The 16401-nt window shown below is 46.6% G+C and carries 13 protein-coding genes, 1 tRNA gene and 1 pseudogene; 8 read left to right on the top strand and 7 right to left on the bottom strand.

All coding sequences use genetic code 11. From position 1 onward, the window contains the following. Window positions 1-99: 99 nt before the first annotated feature. From Q0230_RS09895 to Q0230_RS09885, 3 genes are all read left to right on the top strand, one after another. Complete coding sequence (locus Q0230_RS09895; RefSeq protein WP_298609825.1) at window positions 100-303, top strand: hypothetical protein; 204 nt, start codon at window positions 100-102, stop codon at window positions 301-303. Then, a complete protein-coding gene (locus Q0230_RS09890) occupies window positions 300-2156 on the top strand; it encodes an AAA family ATPase (protein ID WP_298609824.1) in 1857 nt (618 codons plus the stop codon). Before Q0230_RS09895 ends, Q0230_RS09890 begins: the two co-directional genes overlap by 4 nt. 108 nt (window positions 2157-2264) lie before the next feature. Beyond that, window positions 2265-2340, top strand: a tRNA-Lys gene (locus Q0230_RS09885). A gap of 55 nt (window positions 2341-2395) precedes the next feature. On the opposite strand, the pseudogene Q0230_RS19690 reads toward Q0230_RS09885, so the two are convergent. The 7 genes and pseudogenes from Q0230_RS19690 to Q0230_RS09855 form a co-directional block, all read right to left on the bottom strand. Then, window positions 2396-2601 (bottom strand): annotated as a pseudogene (locus Q0230_RS19690) (tyrosine-type recombinase/integrase); the annotation flags it as partial. Between the two features lie 196 nt (window positions 2602-2797). Continuing rightward, complete coding sequence (locus Q0230_RS09880) at window positions 2798-3700, bottom strand: MurR/RpiR family transcriptional regulator (RefSeq protein ID WP_298609823.1); 903 nt, start codon at window positions 3698-3700, stop codon at window positions 2798-2800. A gap of 184 nt (window positions 3701-3884) precedes the next feature. After that, window positions 3885-5102 carry a hypothetical protein gene (locus Q0230_RS09875; protein ID WP_298609822.1) on the bottom strand — a complete coding sequence of 406 codons (1218 nt, stop codon included), beginning with the start codon at window positions 5100-5102 and terminating at the stop codon, window positions 3885-3887. Window positions 5103-5153: 51 nt separating this feature from the next. Next, window positions 5154-5945 carry an ATP-binding cassette domain-containing protein gene (locus Q0230_RS09870; RefSeq protein WP_298609821.1) on the bottom strand — a complete coding sequence of 264 codons (792 nt, stop codon included), beginning with the start codon at window positions 5943-5945 and terminating at the stop codon, window positions 5154-5156. An 85-nt stretch (window positions 5946-6030) separates the two neighbouring features. Further along, on the bottom strand, window positions 6031-7113 hold the full coding sequence (locus Q0230_RS09865) for a sugar ABC transporter substrate-binding protein (protein ID WP_298609820.1): 1083 nt from the start codon (window positions 7111-7113) through the stop codon (window positions 6031-6033). A 75-nt stretch (window positions 7114-7188) separates the two neighbouring features. Then, on the bottom strand, window positions 7189-8013 hold the full coding sequence (locus tag Q0230_RS09860) for an aldolase/citrate lyase family protein (RefSeq protein WP_298609819.1): 825 nt from the start codon (window positions 8011-8013) through the stop codon (window positions 7189-7191). Next, window positions 8010-9446, bottom strand: a complete 1437-nt coding sequence (locus Q0230_RS09855; protein WP_298609818.1) for an NAD-dependent succinate-semialdehyde dehydrogenase — start codon at window positions 9444-9446, stop codon at window positions 8010-8012. The genes Q0230_RS09860 and Q0230_RS09855 overlap by 4 nt, the downstream gene beginning before the upstream one ends. Window positions 9447-9604: 158 nt before the next feature. Here Q0230_RS09855 and iolD point away from each other — a divergent pair, with 158 nt between their 5' ends. The 5 genes from iolD to Q0230_RS09830 all read left to right on the top strand — a co-directional run bounded on the left by iolD (window position 9605) and on the right by Q0230_RS09830 (window position 16385). Then, the gene (gene iolD / locus Q0230_RS09850; RefSeq protein WP_298609816.1) at window positions 9605-11455 is read left to right on the top strand and encodes a 3D-(3,5/4)-trihydroxycyclohexane-1,2-dione acylhydrolase (decyclizing); all 1851 of its coding nucleotides are present in this window, start codon (window positions 9605-9607) and stop codon (window positions 11453-11455) included. After that, complete coding sequence (locus Q0230_RS09845) at window positions 11452-12507, top strand: sugar phosphate isomerase/epimerase (RefSeq protein ID WP_298609815.1); 1056 nt, start codon at window positions 11452-11454, stop codon at window positions 12505-12507. The genes iolD and Q0230_RS09845 overlap by 4 nt, the downstream gene beginning before the upstream one ends. 21 nt (window positions 12508-12528) lie before the next feature. Further along, window positions 12529-13698: a Gfo/Idh/MocA family oxidoreductase gene (locus tag Q0230_RS09840; RefSeq protein ID WP_298609814.1), complete on the top strand. Its 1170-nt coding sequence runs from the start codon at window positions 12529-12531 to the stop codon at window positions 13696-13698. 273 nt (window positions 13699-13971) lie between these two features. Beyond that, on the top strand, window positions 13972-14829 hold the full coding sequence (locus Q0230_RS09835; protein WP_298609812.1) for an SDR family oxidoreductase: 858 nt from the start codon (window positions 13972-13974) through the stop codon (window positions 14827-14829). A 155-nt stretch (window positions 14830-14984) separates the two neighbouring features. Further along, the gene (locus Q0230_RS09830) at window positions 14985-16385 is read left to right on the top strand and encodes an FAD-binding oxidoreductase (RefSeq protein WP_298609811.1); all 1401 of its coding nucleotides are present in this window, start codon (window positions 14985-14987) and stop codon (window positions 16383-16385) included. The last annotated feature ends 16 nt before the right edge of the window (window positions 16386-16401 follow it).

The following is a 16401-nucleotide window of genomic DNA, read 5'->3' as shown; positions in this document are numbered from 1 at the left end:
ATTTAGAGGGCTGACCCCAAAGGCAACAGGGATGAATCCGCCTTTTTTTGTGGTTTTGCATTATAGTTAAACAAACCTATCTTGGAACGGAGCTAAAGAGTGTCATCTGAACCCGTACGAGCCGAATGGCTTAATACTTCACAGCTAAAAAGTACTGCTGCCCGTCGCTTTGCTGAGTTTTGTCAGCAAAATTTTGCAGTGGTAGCTAATCAAGAGAATTTTGATGCCAATCTTTATCAAGAAGCAGCGAAATTAGTGATTGAGCGCTTAGAGCAAGCGGCTAACACAGGAGATCAGGGATGATTATTACGGAAGTGATTGCGGAGAACTTCCGTAAATATGAGCGGCTGCATTTAAAAGACTTACCCCAACTCGGTTTGATTTTAGTCACCGGGAGGAATGAATCAGGGAAAAGTAGTATTGGTGAAGCTTTAAGTTTTGGCTTATTTGGGCGGACTGATAATTTAACTGCAGATCGTACCAATAAATTAATTCATTGGGGGGCTGAAGAGGCGAGTATTACAGTGAGTTTTGTCCATGCTGGCAACACTTATCATTTAAAACGTAGGGTCAGCAAACTGGGAAGTCAGCAGGCTTCTTTATTGGATGATCAACAGCAGGTACTTGCCTCTACACCAACAGCAGTGGATCAATTCTTAACGCGCTTAGTGGGATTTAATTATTCAACTTTTAGCCGAACTTTTTATTGGAGTCAGCAGTTAGGTACTGAGCGCGAGCCGGATATTACCAATCTGCACAAAATGGCAGGCATTAAAGCCTATGCACAGCTAGATGATGCATTACAGCAAGAGCTACAAAGTGCTCAAGAGTCTTTTGATAAGCTTGAAGCTGATCACAAAGCGACTCAAGCTGCTCAAGCAGCGATTAGTGTGGATACACAACGCTTGCCGGATTTATTAGAAGTCCGTGAAGTTTTAGAGGATCGACAAAAGCAAAGCCAAGCTTTAGTCAGTGCCATTCCAACTGGTAGTGAACAGTATCTGGCTGGACATGCCTCCTATCAGCGTTATCGGCGCAAAAGTCGCTGGCTAGGGCGTTGGAGTATGTTGGGAATGATTAGTCTGCTGCTGGTGTTAGCAGCTTGGGCTATTTTGACTTTAGTGCCTCAATGGCTGGATGGGATTCATCGACCTGATTTTACCCACGAACCGTTCTTTGCGCGCTTACTACTATGGGTTGGGGTAGGCATTGCGATTATTACTAGCTTTGTTTTATTCAGAGGTTGGTATGTAGAGCGTTATCGCTTACAACCGTTGCGCGAACAAGCCAATCAGTTTAGTCACATCCTACAAACGGGTTGGGAACAAGCGAATACTTCAATCGATGCGATGTTAGGGGGTAAATCCACTCAGTATTTACAAGAGCGCCATTTATTCTCGCAAGTACCTGAGGTCGGTAAATTAGCGAGTGATTTATCCTTATCAGCTGATATGCCCAAACAAGTCCGCGAATATGCGGCTTTGCCGGATCAAGTGCGCTATACCGGCAATACCATTAGTGAGGACTTAAAACAGCGTGGGCGCTTCTTTGGTCAATGTATGACTAGCCTTGATGAAGATGTGAGCAAGGAACGTAGTTTGGTTGATCAGTTTATGTCGTTGAATCGCGAAGCTGCTGAGCAAACAGCACAAATGACAGCTTATCAACAGGAGCTGAAAGTGAAGGCTAAGGCTTCTGAATTACTTCGCCAGTCTTCACAGTTTTCGATTGCCCGTTTTAATCAAATTGTGCAGCAGCGTTGCCAAGGTTTGCTCTCTGATTTCACTCATAGCCATTACAATAGTTTAGAAATCAATAATGATTTTGCTCTGCGGGTTCTCTCGGATGAGAAAGGTGACTATCTCGATTTCGATGAAATTTCCTCTGGGACTCAGCGGCAAATTAGCTTGGCGATGCGGATGGCTTTGGGGAATTCTCTGGTCGAGAGCAATGACACCGAAAGCCAATTTATTTTCTTGGATGAACCCTTTGCATTTTTTGATGCTGAACGCACTTCAGCCGCTTTACAAAGTTTGCAAGAAGCGACACTCGGACACTTGAAACAAGCTTGGGTGACTATGCAGGAAGTTCCTGAAGGTGTAGCGGTAGCAAAAACCATTCATTGTTTGCAGAACGAGCCGGTGTTAGAGGTTTAGGTTTAACTGCATAAACTAACCATTTACAGGAAAACTTAAGTTAATTAGAGGTTCAGTTAAAAAAATGCTTGAAACCTATCTCTGATTGTGTAGAATGCACGCCTCGACGGGTCGTTAGCTCAGCCGGTAGAGCATCTGACTTTTAATCAGGTGGTCATGCGTTCGAATCGCATACGACCCACCACCTTTAAAGCCTTGTAAATGAATAGTTTACAGGGCTTTTGTCTTTCTAAGACACCTCATTTGTTTTCTAGTACTGTGCCGAATTTGTGCCATGTATGACATGCTGTCTCAGCATAGTTAGCTAGATGCTCTACGCGTAAGTGTGCGTAGTGCCTAACCATTTCTACACTTTCCCAGCTACCAAGCTCTTGGAGTACGTGCAAGGGCTTACTTGCACATGCCATGAAGCTCACGTATGCCTTAGATCAGGCCATCTACCATCCCTTCGAAATCTACTTGTGATCACTCTTTCCGTTGTCTTAGTCTAGTGGCTAAGGAGAAGCATATGATTAACGCTATATGGCTAGGTAAAGCCTCTATGAGTCTGGTGGCTTGTTCGGCTGTTAATACTGAGTCCTTATCTAAAGACGCTCGTTTTCATCTACATTAAACAGTATAAAAAATCTTAGTTTTTTAGCTTATCTCGTCACGGTGCGAATCTTGGCAGGTTGATCCGTCTCTCCAACTTGGAGTCGGTTAGCCAAGGCGACTGTGAGAGCCTGTGCCAAACACATAGGGGCTGCCAATGAGCGCGAGAAAGCATATTCATGTTCGGGCACCGAAAATAACACCTTGGCCGATTTTGCTACTGGCGATAAAGTACTGTCGGTGATGGCAATAATCGGAACTTGGTGCGTGGATGCTTCTTCGACGATATTGACCACTTCTTTAGCATAAAAGCGGAAAGAAACGGCGACTAATACATCACTTGTCTGCATGTTGCGCGCCATATGCGTGGCTAAGCCCCCACTGGGGTCGAGCAAAATACAGCGTTTACCCAACATGGTGAGGATGTAACGTAGCAACTCCACCACTGGTGAAGAACGTAACTGCCCTGCCAGATAAATAATATTAGCCTGCTGCAGCAACTCTACCGCCTGTGTTAGAGCATTGCTGTCCATGTTCTCCAGTAATTCTTGCAAAGAGGCGATATCTCTCACGACCAAATCACGTAGGAAACCCATGTCCGTATGATCAGTATGTTCACTGAGTTCTTTTTCCAGCGCATTAATGCGTGTTTCAAAACCCGGAGCCGCGGTTGATAAACGTTTTTGGAATAGGGTTTGTAAGTCCTTGAATCCCTCGTAACCGAAAGACTGAGCAAAGCGCACAAAGCTAGAAGCGTGAATATTACAACGCTTGGCAATTTCATTGACAGAAAGTACCGCCACATCATTAGGATTTTGTGTTAAGTAAACCGCGATGCCTTTATAACTTTTGCTAAGCAAGTCATATTGATCATGGATTAACTTGATAAATGCTTCATAGTCATTTGGTGCTTGTACCTTTGTGGCTTGACTGGTTTTCTTTTTGGTCTGCATTGCTAATCTACCTTGTTAATGCCTTGTCGTACTGACTTAGTGACGCGATAAACGCAACTCACTCAAATCTAACCAATCTATTGAAGACAGATAGGATAATGAGGAAAAGACACAGGGACAAGTTCACTTGTCCCCATACTCTGGAGGAGCACCCGAAAAAAACCTTTACAAGCCCCACTAGCCTTTAAAAACTTTTTTGGCCGGTAAACTTTTCAATTAATTTGTCGATGGACACCGCAACAATCAATAAAACGCCTGTCACAATTAAGCGAATTTCATTTTCCACACCCATTAAGTTCAAGCCATTCTGCACTGTGCCAATCACCAAAGCCCCTAATAGTGCGGCATAAATCGCACCACGACCACCAAACAAACTGACACCGCCAATCACGGCGGCGGCAATGGATTCTAATAGCAGCGTTCCACCGCCAACCCCGCCACCTGAAAACACACCAACCCCCAAGGTGCGTGAGGCAGAAATAATGCCAGCGATTGCGGCCACACCGCCGGCAATTGCGAAGGCATACATGCGGATGACAGGAACTTTGATGCCTGCTCTACGAGCGGCTTCATCATTATTGCCGATGGCATAAAGGCTTAGGCCAAACTGTGTTTCTTTGAGCAGGTAGCCGCCAAGACCTAATAAAACCACAAAGATTAACACCGGGAGCGGGATGCCATTATGCTGATTAAAAATAGAAACACAGATGGCTCCTAATAAAGCAGCCCCTAAAAGCGGCATTATCGCCGAAGTTAATAGCGCAACTGGCAGCCCCAACTGTCTACGGCGATGCATATTCGAAAAAATAAGTAGTGCATAGAGGGCTATACCGATAGTGACTAGTGTCCACGACCATAGTCCAGTAATGTAAGTTTGAGCGATATGCTCGATACCTGTACCCATCAGTCCATAACGTGCGGTTGGTGGTAGCAAAAGCAATTGAATACCATTGAGAGCGAGACCCAAGCCTAAGGTAACCACAAAAGAAGGTACGCCAACAAAACTGACCCAGCGTGCTGAAAAGCTAGCAATGGCTGCGCCTAGTAGGATGCTCAAGGGAATGGCTAACCAAGGCGAAAAGCCAAACTCAACAATCAGTTTAGCCATTAACACAGCGGTCACACCATTAATGGCTGCCAGCGATAGATCAATCTCCTTGACTAATAGCACAAACATTAAGCCCAATGCCATGATGCCAACCACGGTTGATTGAAGAAGCAGGTTAGACAAGTTGCGCGCGGTTAGGAAGACCTCGCTCTGATAAGTAAAGAAAATCCATAAGAAGGCCAAGCCTACTAGAACAGGCAATGCTCTTAAATCGGTGGTGAGTAGCTCGCCAAAGGTGCGGCGTTTGAGCTTAGGCGTAGCAGGTGCTTCCAGCGTCGTCATTAGTGCGGTCATAACTATATCCTGATGTGTGTGAAGGCAAACAAGCAGTAGGTTTAGGCTAATCTAGCCAGCCAAATTCACGCTCTCATTACCACCTACCATGGCATTAACCACCATTTCACCCGTTACCTCCATTGATTTGAGGCTAGCCACATTAGCCCCTAAGCGCATCACCTCAATACGGTCGGTAGCATTGACCACAAAATGGTGAATGTCATGACTGACTACCACGATGCCTAGTCCTTGATCAGCCAAACTACGGATTAGTGAAGACACCTGCTCAGCGGCAGAATGGCTTAAGGCTGCGGTAGGTTCATCTAGAATAACGATTTTGGGTTGCCAGAGAATAGAGCGGGCAATCGCTATGTTTTGGCGTTGCCCTCCGGACATGGCACCCACAGGGCGGGTTAATGACAGATTACCCAAACGCATCTTAGTGAGTACTTCACGTGCACGAACTTCACAAGCGGCTCGATTGATGCGTTTGCCAAACCACGATGAGCCTGTTAATTCACGCCCGAGAAACAGATTCTGTACGGCATCTAGGTTATTGCACAAGGCTAAGTCTTGGTAGACTGTGGCAATACCGCGTTCGTTAGCATCGGAGGGGGTTTTAATATTGGCAGGCTTGCCCTCGATCTCGTAATCACCTGAGTCAAAACTATGTACACCGGCCATTACCTTAACTAAGGTGGATTTTCCCGCGCCATTGTCACCCACTAATGCAACAATCTCACCGGGATAAACTTCAATGGATGCACCTTGTAAAGCGTGTAATGAGCCAAACGATTTGCGAATATTTCGCATCGAAATCAATGGGGTGCGGGTATCTAGGTTATTGGAAGCCATATCCATCCATATTGCCTTCTGGGTTGGTGATTAAGCCGTCGCTTCCCCGCAAGGGGGAAGGGTCGGGGATGGGGGAATAGTGTTCTCCCGATTACTTATTATTTTTTTTGCAAACTTCAGTCTGTTCAATGCCTTGGCAAATCTCTTTCCAAGTCCACACTCCGGCAGTTACCACATCACCCAAGTTATCAAGGGTGATATTAGAGACAGGTAGGAATACAGCGGGCACATCCATGAATTTATTATTCACCTTGCCATTTACCAAATCTTTGGGTACGCCTTCGCCTTTAAGAACAGAGCTGACTACTTTTGCGGCATAGGTGGCTTCTACTTTAAGATCCTTAAGCACGGAATTGTCTTGCCAGCCCTGTGCGACATAGCGTAAGGCTTCCACGGTTGCATCTTGGCCGCCGGTCACTAATTTATCGCCTGGCTTGAATTTTTGGCTAATCAGCGCGGCAACCGATCCACCCGTTGTACCGTCATTCATGCCAATGAATACATCCACATCGCCACTATTGCGGGTTAAGCAATCTTCAGCAAAACTTTGGGCAAGAACCGGGTCCCAGTTTTGCGTATATTGCTCACACACCACTTTAATCTTTCCAGAGTCGATCAGTGGCTTCAAAAATTCATCTTGTCCGGCCTCATATTGGCCAGTACCGTACTCACCTTGATTGCCTTTTACACGCGCCACTTTGACGGGTTTTTTATCCATCGCCGCAATTAATTCTGCAGCACGTTTTCCTTGAGCCTTGCCAACAGACAAAGAATCAAATACCACATGCGCCTCTGCCTTACCCCCTACAGCATCATGGTCATAAAGCACTACAGGGATTTTGGCTTTCTCGGCAGCCGCTAAGCCACCTGCTGCTAAGTTAGCATCTGCTGAGGTTAATAAAATCAAGGCTGCCCCTTGAGCAATGGCATCCTCAATTTGTGCTTGCTGCTTCGTAGGGTCGCCTTGAGCATTCTGGACGATCACTTTGACATCAGGAGCAAGTTCCTTCATGGCCGTGGTAAAAAACGGTGCGTCACGGCTTTCAAAGCGAATGGTGGTGGCATTGGGGAGCAAGAAAAATACTTTCTTTTCACCAGCAGCAAAACTAGGGGTGGAAATGGTGGCTAGGCCTAGCACTGAGGTCGCTAAAAGACTTAAAACTAGTTGTTTCATGGGTTCCTCCGTTGGTTACATCGATACGGTTTCGGAAAATTACTTTTCCTTGCTGAAAACTACTAAACGCCTTTATTAGTTAGCGTTTGCACTGGGATCATCTGGTGAAAAGGTTTGTTCTTTGGCACGTAATAGCTCGCGTGCTTGTTTTATACTGCTAGCTGAGGCGGCAGCTAATAAACGACTATCTCCAGAAATCGTGGTCAAATCGAAACCCCACTCAATGGCTTGCACTGCATACTCGGAGCTACCACAGTGCAGACCCGCGCGTATTCCTGCTTGTTTAGCGGTAGCTAGAATGCTTTGAATGGCCGTAATCATGTCAGCTTCCTCCCGATCAAAACCCGGTGCTAAACGCCCCTGCATGAGAGAAAGGCTTAAATCGGCTGGCCCGATATAAATCGCATCCAAGCCGGGGGTGCTAACAATGCTTTCAATATTTTCTAGTGCTTCAGTGGTTTCGATCATTGCAATCGCCAGCATTTCTTGATTGGCCTCACGCGCATAATCCGCTCCGGCTGCAAAACTGACTCGCGTTGGCCCAAAGCTGCGTTGACCTTGAGGCGGGTAGCGTACAGCGGCTACCAAGGTTTCAGCTTCAGCGCGGTTATTAATCATCGGGCAAATAATCCCGTAAGCCCCTGCATCCAGCGCCTTCATAATCATGGCTGGGTCATTCCAAGGCACTCTGATCATTAAGGCTTTGCCACTAGCACGCATGGCCTGCAGCATTGGCAAGGCAGCCGTATAATCCAAAGCTCCATGTTGGAGATCGATGGTTAGACTGTCATAGTCCTGTGCGGCCATAATTTCGGCGCTAAATGAATTGCCAATGGACAGCCAGCCATTAATAACGGGCTTACCGCTAGCCCAAAGCTGTTTGATACTGTTTTTAATCACAATACGACCTGTGCGAGCTTGGTGTCTAAATAATCGTTGATGCCTTCTGCGCCCCCTTCTCGTCCCATCCCGGAGTAGTTCGTGCCACCAAAGGGCGCTTCAGAAGCGGCTAATGCATAACTATTAATTCCCACCATACCGGCTTTAAGGCTTGCCACGGTGTGCCTAGCCCGTGTAGCTGAACGTGTAAAGGCATAAGCGGATAAACCCATTTCAGACGCATTGGCACGTTGGATCACTTCCTCATCAGTACTGAAACGGCTAATCGCTGCAATCGGGCCGAAATTCTCTTCTGCAAACACACGCATTTCATCCCGAACCTCAGTGAGTACAGTAGGTAAGTAAAAATGCCCCACATTGAATTCTGCTGCACGCTCTCCGCCTGCTAGCAAACTAGCGCCCTGTGTAAGCGCCTCGCTCACAAGGTCATGGACGGTTTGTAGACGTTGGCTATTGATGAGTGGACCCATGTCTACACTAGGCTCTAGTCCGTCACCCAACTTCAGGGCTTTGACACGGGTTACAAAGCCCTCAACAAAAGCGTCATGTACTGATTCATGGACAAAGAAACGGTCGGCTGTGACGCAAACCTGACCCGCATTAGCGAATTTCGTGGCGACTGAAGCATTCAAAGCCAGTTCCAAATCGGCATCATCGTAGATAATGGCAGGTGCATTACCACCCAGTTCCATCGAAACCTTTTTGACCGTTTTTGCGGCATCACGAATCATTTGTTGTCCGACACGGGTGGAGCCTGTGAGCGAGACCTTACGTACCACAGGGGAGTCCATAATAGGGTCGTAAGTATGGTGAGTACTGCCGTTAAGCAAGCTGACTGTTCCCGCAGGAAGTTTGCCAGCGCGCATACAATCCACCATGACCATTGCTGTTCCAGGGGTCTGAGAGGACGGACGGATGATAATCGAGCAACCCGCAGCAAGTGCAGGAGCGACTTTACGAGCTACCAAAGACGCTGGAAAATTCCAAGCCGTAAAGGCAGCAACAACGCCAATCGGTTCATGCAGTACTTCAAAGCGTCCTCGTGGCACACGGCTCTCAATAATACGTCCATAAATGCGCCGTGCTTCTTCGGCATACCAACGGAATTGATCTACGGATAACACCCACTCACGTTCTGCTTGTGCTATAGGCTTGCCAGTTTCGGTCGAGATCATGCGAGCTGCTTCTGCTGAGCGTTTGATCATTTCATCCGCGATGCGATGCAAACTATCCGCACGGCTGAAAGCGCTCTGTGCAGACCAAGCTTTCAACCCCTGTTGAGCACAGGCAATGGCCTCAGCGGTATCATCTAGCGTGGCTAAAGGGACTAGGCCAAGCGATTTCTCTGTTACTGGCGAAAAAACATCAGCCATACTTTTATCTAAGGCTGCACGCCACTGTCCATTGATAAAAAGTCCAAAATTTTCATACATGCTGTGAGTCCTAGTGATTATCAAGCTTGTCAAGCTGTGGATTGATAATGATTTAAAATCGTTATGCAATAATTATTGCAAAAATATTGATTTGTCAATAAGTAATTCATAAAATCCAACTTAGCGTCAAATTTATGATTTAAGAAGGAGGAGTGACAGTGAGTCAAAATACAGTTCGCCTGACCATGACACAGGCATTAGTACGTTATTTATGCAATCAATGGACTGATCTTGATGGGAAACGTGAGCCTTTGTTTGCCGGTGTGTTTGGTATCTTTGGGCATGGCAATGTCACTTGCTTATCAGAGGCTTTGGAAGCCGTTCAAGATCAATTACCCACTTGGCGCGGACAGAATGAACAATCGATGGCTTTGGCCGCAGTAGGTTTTGCTAAAGCACAAAGACGTCGACAAATCATGATTGCCACGACCTCGATTGGGCCAGGTGCTACCAATATGGTCACTGCCGCAGGAACAGCTCATGCTAATCGCCTGCCTCTGCTGATGCTGGCAGGCGATACCTTTGCTAATCGTCTTCCTGATCCAGTTTTGCAACAGGTGGAGCACTACCATAATCCAAGTATTACGGTGAATGATGCCTTCAAAGCGGTCTCGCGTTATTGGGATCGAATCGTTTTACCAGAGCAAATCATCACTTCATTACCACAAGCTATTGCGACCATGCTGGATCCAGCCGATTGTGGGCCAGCTTTTATTGGTTTAGCTCAAGACACCCAAGAGAAAGCGTTTGATTATCCAACCGCGTTTTTTGAACCAAAGGTTTGGCGTATTTCACGCCCTCGCCCTGATAAAGCAGCCTTAGCTGAAGCAGCACTTTTATTACAAACGGCCAAACGGCCATTAATTATTGCTGGCGGTGGGGTGCGTTATGCACTAGCTGAGCAGATAGTCGCAGATTTTGCCGTAAAACGAGGCATTCCATTAGTGGAAACCATTGCCGGTAAAGGGGGGGTGACACATATTCATCCAGCCCATGCTGGGCCTATCGGCATTGTGGGATCAACTTCGGCGAATGCACTAGCAGCCGAGGCTGATGTGATTGTAGCTATTGGTACGCGCTTACAAGATTTTACCACTGGTTCATGGACAGCCTTTCGGCAGGATGCTCAATTTATTGCGATTAATACCGCGCGTTTTGATGCGAACAAACATCGTGCCTTGGCGGTAGTAGGCGATGCGCTAGAAACGGTCAGAGAACTCGATGCTATGTTGGGTGATTGGTCTGCTGACGCGACTTTATTGCCTAAAGCACAAGGTTTATTTGCGGAATGGAATGCCTTACTAGATCAACACCAACAGCCGACTAATGCCCTTATTCCTAGTTATGCTCAAGTAGTCGCTGTGGTTAATCAGAGCGCAAAACCCAATGATACTTTAGTGGCCGCCGCCGGTGGTATCCCCGGTGAAGTTAGCAAAGGCTGGCGTGTTAAACAGCCTCACACTTTTGATTGTGAATTTGGATTTTCCTGTATGGGCTATGAAATTGCTGCCGGTTGGGGGCATGCGCTGGCTAAAAAGGGAAAGGGTACACCGATTGTTATGATTGGTGATGGCACCTACCTGATGATGAATTCTGATATTTACTCTACGGTTCTGACCGGTCATAAAATGATTATTGTGGTCTGTGATAATGGTGGTTACGGGGTTATTAACCGTTTGCAAACCTTTAAGGGTGTGCCGGAATTTAATAATTTACTCAAGGATTGTCGCGTGAAACAGCCGTTTGCCGTTGATTTTGTGAAGCATGCTGAAGCGATGGGGGCGTTGGCGCGTAAAGTCGACACTCTAGACGAACTAGCAGCAGCCATGCAGTGGGCGCAAACCACCGACCGAACCACCTTGATCAGTATCGTAACCGATGCTTATCAATGGGTTCCCGGTGATGCAGATTGGGATGTAGGCGTCCCAGAAGTATCGGAGCGCGAGTCAGTTCAAGCTGCACGACAACAACAAATTGAAATTAGACGTAAACAGAGGGTTGGGGTATGAGAACGCTCAAAGGTCCAGGTATTTATCTTGCGCAGTTCGCGACCGATGAAGCACCCTTCAATTCATTACCCGAGCTATCTAGTTGGGTAGCAGATAAAGGTTTTTTAGGTGTGCAGATCCCTACTTGGGATACCCGACTCATTGATATTAAGCAAGCTGCAGAAAGCCAAACCTATTGTGATGACATTAAAGGGGTGCTAGCAGAGCGGGGACTGGAAGTGACTGAACTCGCTTCACATATTACCGGCCAATTGGTGGCAGTGCATCCGGCACACGACCGTCTGATGGATAGCTTTGCACCGGAGTTTGTGCGTGGAAATCCAGCAGCGCGTCGCGCTTGGGCTGAGCAACAAATGGCCTATATTGCACGCGCTTCCGCTAATTTGGGCTTGGATCGCCATGTCAGTTTTACGGGTAGCCTTTTATGGCCTTATTTATACCCCTACCCACAATGGCCGGAAGGTCTGGTAGATGAAGCCTTTGACGAGTTGGGCAAGCGCTGGCTGCCGATTCTGAACCAGTTTGATGAGTACGGTGTTGATCTGTGTTTTGAGGTTCACCCCTGTGAAGATGTGCATGATGGTTTAACCTTTGAAATGTTTTTGGAGCGGGTTAAGCAGCATTCGCGTTGCCACATTTTATACGACCCTAGCCATTTCGTGTTGCAAGCACTGGATTATCTGGCTTTTATCGATCATTACCATGAGCGCATTCGGATGTTCCATGTCAAAGATGCGGAGTTTCGCCCTAATGGTAAAACAGGTGCTTATGGTGGATTTCAACCTTGGAGTCGGCGTGCTGGCCGTTTTCGTAGCTTGGGTGATGGCCAAATCGATTTTGGCGCTATTTTTAGTAAATTGGCGACTTATGACTTTGATGGTTGGGCGGTACTGGAATGGGAGTGCTTCCTGAAAAATCCGCAGGATGGGGCGGCTGAAGGTGCGCAATTCATTCGCGACCATATTATTCGCGTAGCCGATCGTGCCTTTGATGATTTTGTTAAATCAGGTGCTGACCAAGCCGCTAATCGCGCCATTCTGGGATTGGATTAAACTTAACTAAGGGAAGAATGTATGTCTAATCAAATGAACCGCCCGCTACGGCTAGGTATGGTTGGCGGTGGTACGGGAGCTTATATTGGCAATATTCACCGTATCGCTGCTCGTCAAGATGGTGCTTTCCAATTAGTTGCGGGAGCATTTGATGCCAATCCGCAAGCAGGTCATGCGTTTGCAGCTAGCCAACAGATTGACCCAGCACGCTCCTATGATAATTATCAAGCAATGGTGGCGGCTGAAGTAGAGCGTGAAGATGGTATTGAGGCTGTCGCCATCTGCACACCCAATTTTACACATTATCCTATTGCTAAAGCCTTTATTGAAGCTGGTATTGCTGTGATTTGTGAGAAGCCTTTGACCGCGACCTTAGAAGAGGCTCTGGCTTTAGAGCAGTTAGTGCGGGATAGCGGTGTATTTATGGGGGTGACGTACACTTATTCAGGTTATCCCATGGTACATGAAGCGCGTGCACTGGTGGCTGCTGGTAAAATAGGTAAAGTTCGTGCCTTGCAGGTTGAGTACCCTTTAGAATGGATGGCTACCGCTATCGAATCAGAGGGTAATGCACAGGCGGCTTGGCGCACTGACCCGAAAAAAAATGGCAGGGGAGGCTCTATTGGTGACATTGGTACACATGCCTACCATTTAGCGGGTTTTGTATCCGGTCTAAAGTTGCAATCCCTGACGGCTGATCTGGCAACTTTCGTGAATGGACGTCAACTTGACGATCATGCCCATGTCATGTTGCGTTATGAAGGGGGCGCGAGAGGCTTGTTATGGTCATCACAGGTGGCCTTGGGATGTTCAAATGGCTTGCGCTTACGTGTTTTTGGGGAGTTGGCTTCGCTGAGTTGGTTTCAGGAACAGCCTAATGAATTGATCTATTCCCCCCTAAATGGCCGTACTGAAATACTCAAGCGTGGCGCGGAAGATTTAAGTGAAGCAGCAAAAGTACGTACCCGGACGCCCCCTGGACATCCAGAGGGTTATTTGGAAGCTTTTGCTAATCTTTATGCGGGTTTTGCTGAGTTTATTCATGCCCAAAAGCAAGGGCGTGCACCCAGTGCAATTGGCCAGCACATTCCTACTGCTTATGACGGTTTAAAAGGTGTCGCCTTTGTTGATGCTGTGGTGGATAGTGCAGAGGCTAAAGATCAACCTTGGTTGACACCGATTGCGGTGTGATTTTTGTTCAGGCTTATAGGGCTGGGTAGTATCTACGCAAGTAAGTTATTACTCAGCAGTTGTGACAATTTATACCAAATAGATGCTCCTGATATACAGAGGTTTCCTCTGGAAAACCTTACAGCAGCGGCTCAGTTAACGTCAGTATAAGACTGAGTGCTATAGTAAATAGTTCTGCAATTAAAATTGCATAAATTTAAAATTAGAAAAATTCATTGAATTTTTACTTATCTCGCTTATACTCTGGCAATTATTAGTTTTTGGGAGGTGCGCATGTTAGCTCCAGCAGAGTATGGTACGGATTTTAGTCGCCAGCTAATGGATAGGTATTTGCTCATCACTGGCAGCACTCAAGGTTTGGGGGAAGCCACCGCGCGCTTATTTATCGAGCGTGGTGCAGCGGGTATTGCTTTAATTGGGCGTAATACAGAACGTGGTCAAGCCTTAGCAAAATCACTATCGACCGCCCAGTGCAAGGTAATTTTTGTCCAAGCTGATCTCACTAAACGCGAGCAAGCCAGTGAATGTGTTACGGATACCATAGCCACCTTTGGGCAATTACATGGTGTAGTGCATTGTGCAGGTTGCACAGATCGCGGTTCAATTTTGGATACTGACCCTGAAACTTACACACGCCTATTTGCTGTGAATGCAGAAGCACCGTTTTTTATGATGCAAACTGCTGTTCGCCATATGGTAGAGCACAAGATCGAAGGTACTATCTTAAATATTTGTACGATGTCTTCACATGGTGGACAGTCTTTCTTAACTGCTTATTCCGCTTCCAAAGCAGCATTAGTCGCCATGACCAAAAATGTCGCTTTTTCCCTGATGCGCAATAAAATTCGCGCTAATGTGTTAAATATTGGTTGGATGGATAGTCCAGGCGAACATGCGATTCAAGCTAATTTTCACCATGCGCCTTCGGATTGGCTAAATGCAGTAGAAGCACGGGAACCGAATGGGCGTTTAATTAAGCCAGAGGAAGTGGCACGGGCAGCCGCGTTTTTGTCCTCACAGGAGTCTGGTTTAATGACTGGTGCAGTGATTGATTTTGACCAAGGCGTCCTCGGTTGTGGTGATGGGCGTACGCCTCAACCGGATAAGGCTATGACATGGCCACTGTGCTAGAAGCTCAATGGCAGCGGAGCTGGGCTAAACGATTAGGCAAAAATTCAATAGTCATTGCCAGTAAAAATAAATTGCAATAATAATTGCATTATTCTATTCTAAGCAATAGTAATTGCCAATGTTGGTAAGTTCACCAGCTATTACAAGGATAGGATATGCAAATTGATGTACTACGCCAGTCTTTTAGTGGACGCCTTTATACTAGTGCTACTGACATGGAACCCTTCCTGACAGACTGGAGAAAAAAATGGAAGGGGGACGCTTTAGCGGTAGTACAGCCTGACACGACTGAGGATGTGGCCGCTATCGTGCGTTTATGCCACCAACAAGGTGTACCTGTAGTACCGCAGGGTGGGAATACGGGTTTATCTGGGGGGGCTACGCCTGATAACAGCAAGAGCGCCATCCTGCTATCGTTGGCACGCCTTAAACGTATTCGTAGTATCGATATTGAAAATAACTCGTTAGTGGCAGAAGCCGGGGTTATTTTAGAAGAAATTCACCAAGCGGCTAGTAAGGTGAATCGCTTGTTCCCACTCAAATTAGCCAGTCAAGGCAGTTGTACGATTGGTGGAAATCTTGCTACCAATGCAGGGGGTATTCAGGTTTTACGTTACGGTAATACCCGCGAGTTATGTCTAGGGGTGGAAGTAGTGACCCCCGAAGGGGAAATCTGGAATGGATTATGCGAACTTAGAAAAAATAATACTGGTTACAGTTTGCGCGACCTTTATATTGGTAGTGAAGGAACGCTAGGCATTATAACCGCAGCCGCTATTAAGCTATTTCCTATCCCCACCACGACCTTACTTGGCATTCTTTCGGTTCCTACCCCAGAGGCTGCTTTACATTTGCTGCATTTAAGCCAAGGAAATTTTGGTGCAGAACTGACTGCTTTTGAAATTATGAGTGACTTTTCCGTTAGCCTTGTTGAGAAAAACATTCCTGATCGACGTTTACCACTGACAGAGCGCGGGGATTGGTATGTATTTCTCGAGATCAGCAGTTTATATAACGAAGAGCAAGTTAGAGCTGCATTTGAACAACTTTTAGAGCGGGGGATGGAGGCTGAGCTGATTCGGGATGGGCTAATCTGTCAAAATATGAGCCAATTTACCAAGATGTGGGCCATACGAGAAGATATTGCAGAAGCTCAAGTCATAGAGGGCAAGAGTATTAAGCATGATATTTCCGTGCCCTTATCTAAAATAGCGGCTTGCATTGATGCCGTGACACAACAAGTTGAACAACGATACCCTGCCCTGAGACAAGTCGTTTACGGTCATATTGGCGATGGTAATCTGCACTATAATTTCTGTCCTGCTGCATCCGAATACGCAGCTGACTTTATGCAGCTAGAGGCTGAAATTAATCGTCAAGTACATGATATTGTTGATCAATGCGCAGGCTCTATTTCTGCTGAACATGGTTTAGGCGTGTTGCGCCGTGATGAAGCAGCACGCTACAAATCTGCGACAGAGATAAAGTTAATGTCGGCTATTAAAAAAGCGCTTGATCCACATTCAATGATGAATCCAGGCAAAGTGCTGCGTTAATCTTTACAATAGAAAC

Source organism: uncultured Thiothrix sp. (genome assembly GCF_937876535.1).
Taxonomy (GTDB): domain Bacteria; phylum Pseudomonadota; class Gammaproteobacteria; order Thiotrichales; family Thiotrichaceae; genus Thiolinea.
This window is presented reverse-complemented; position numbering and strand designations above follow the sequence as displayed.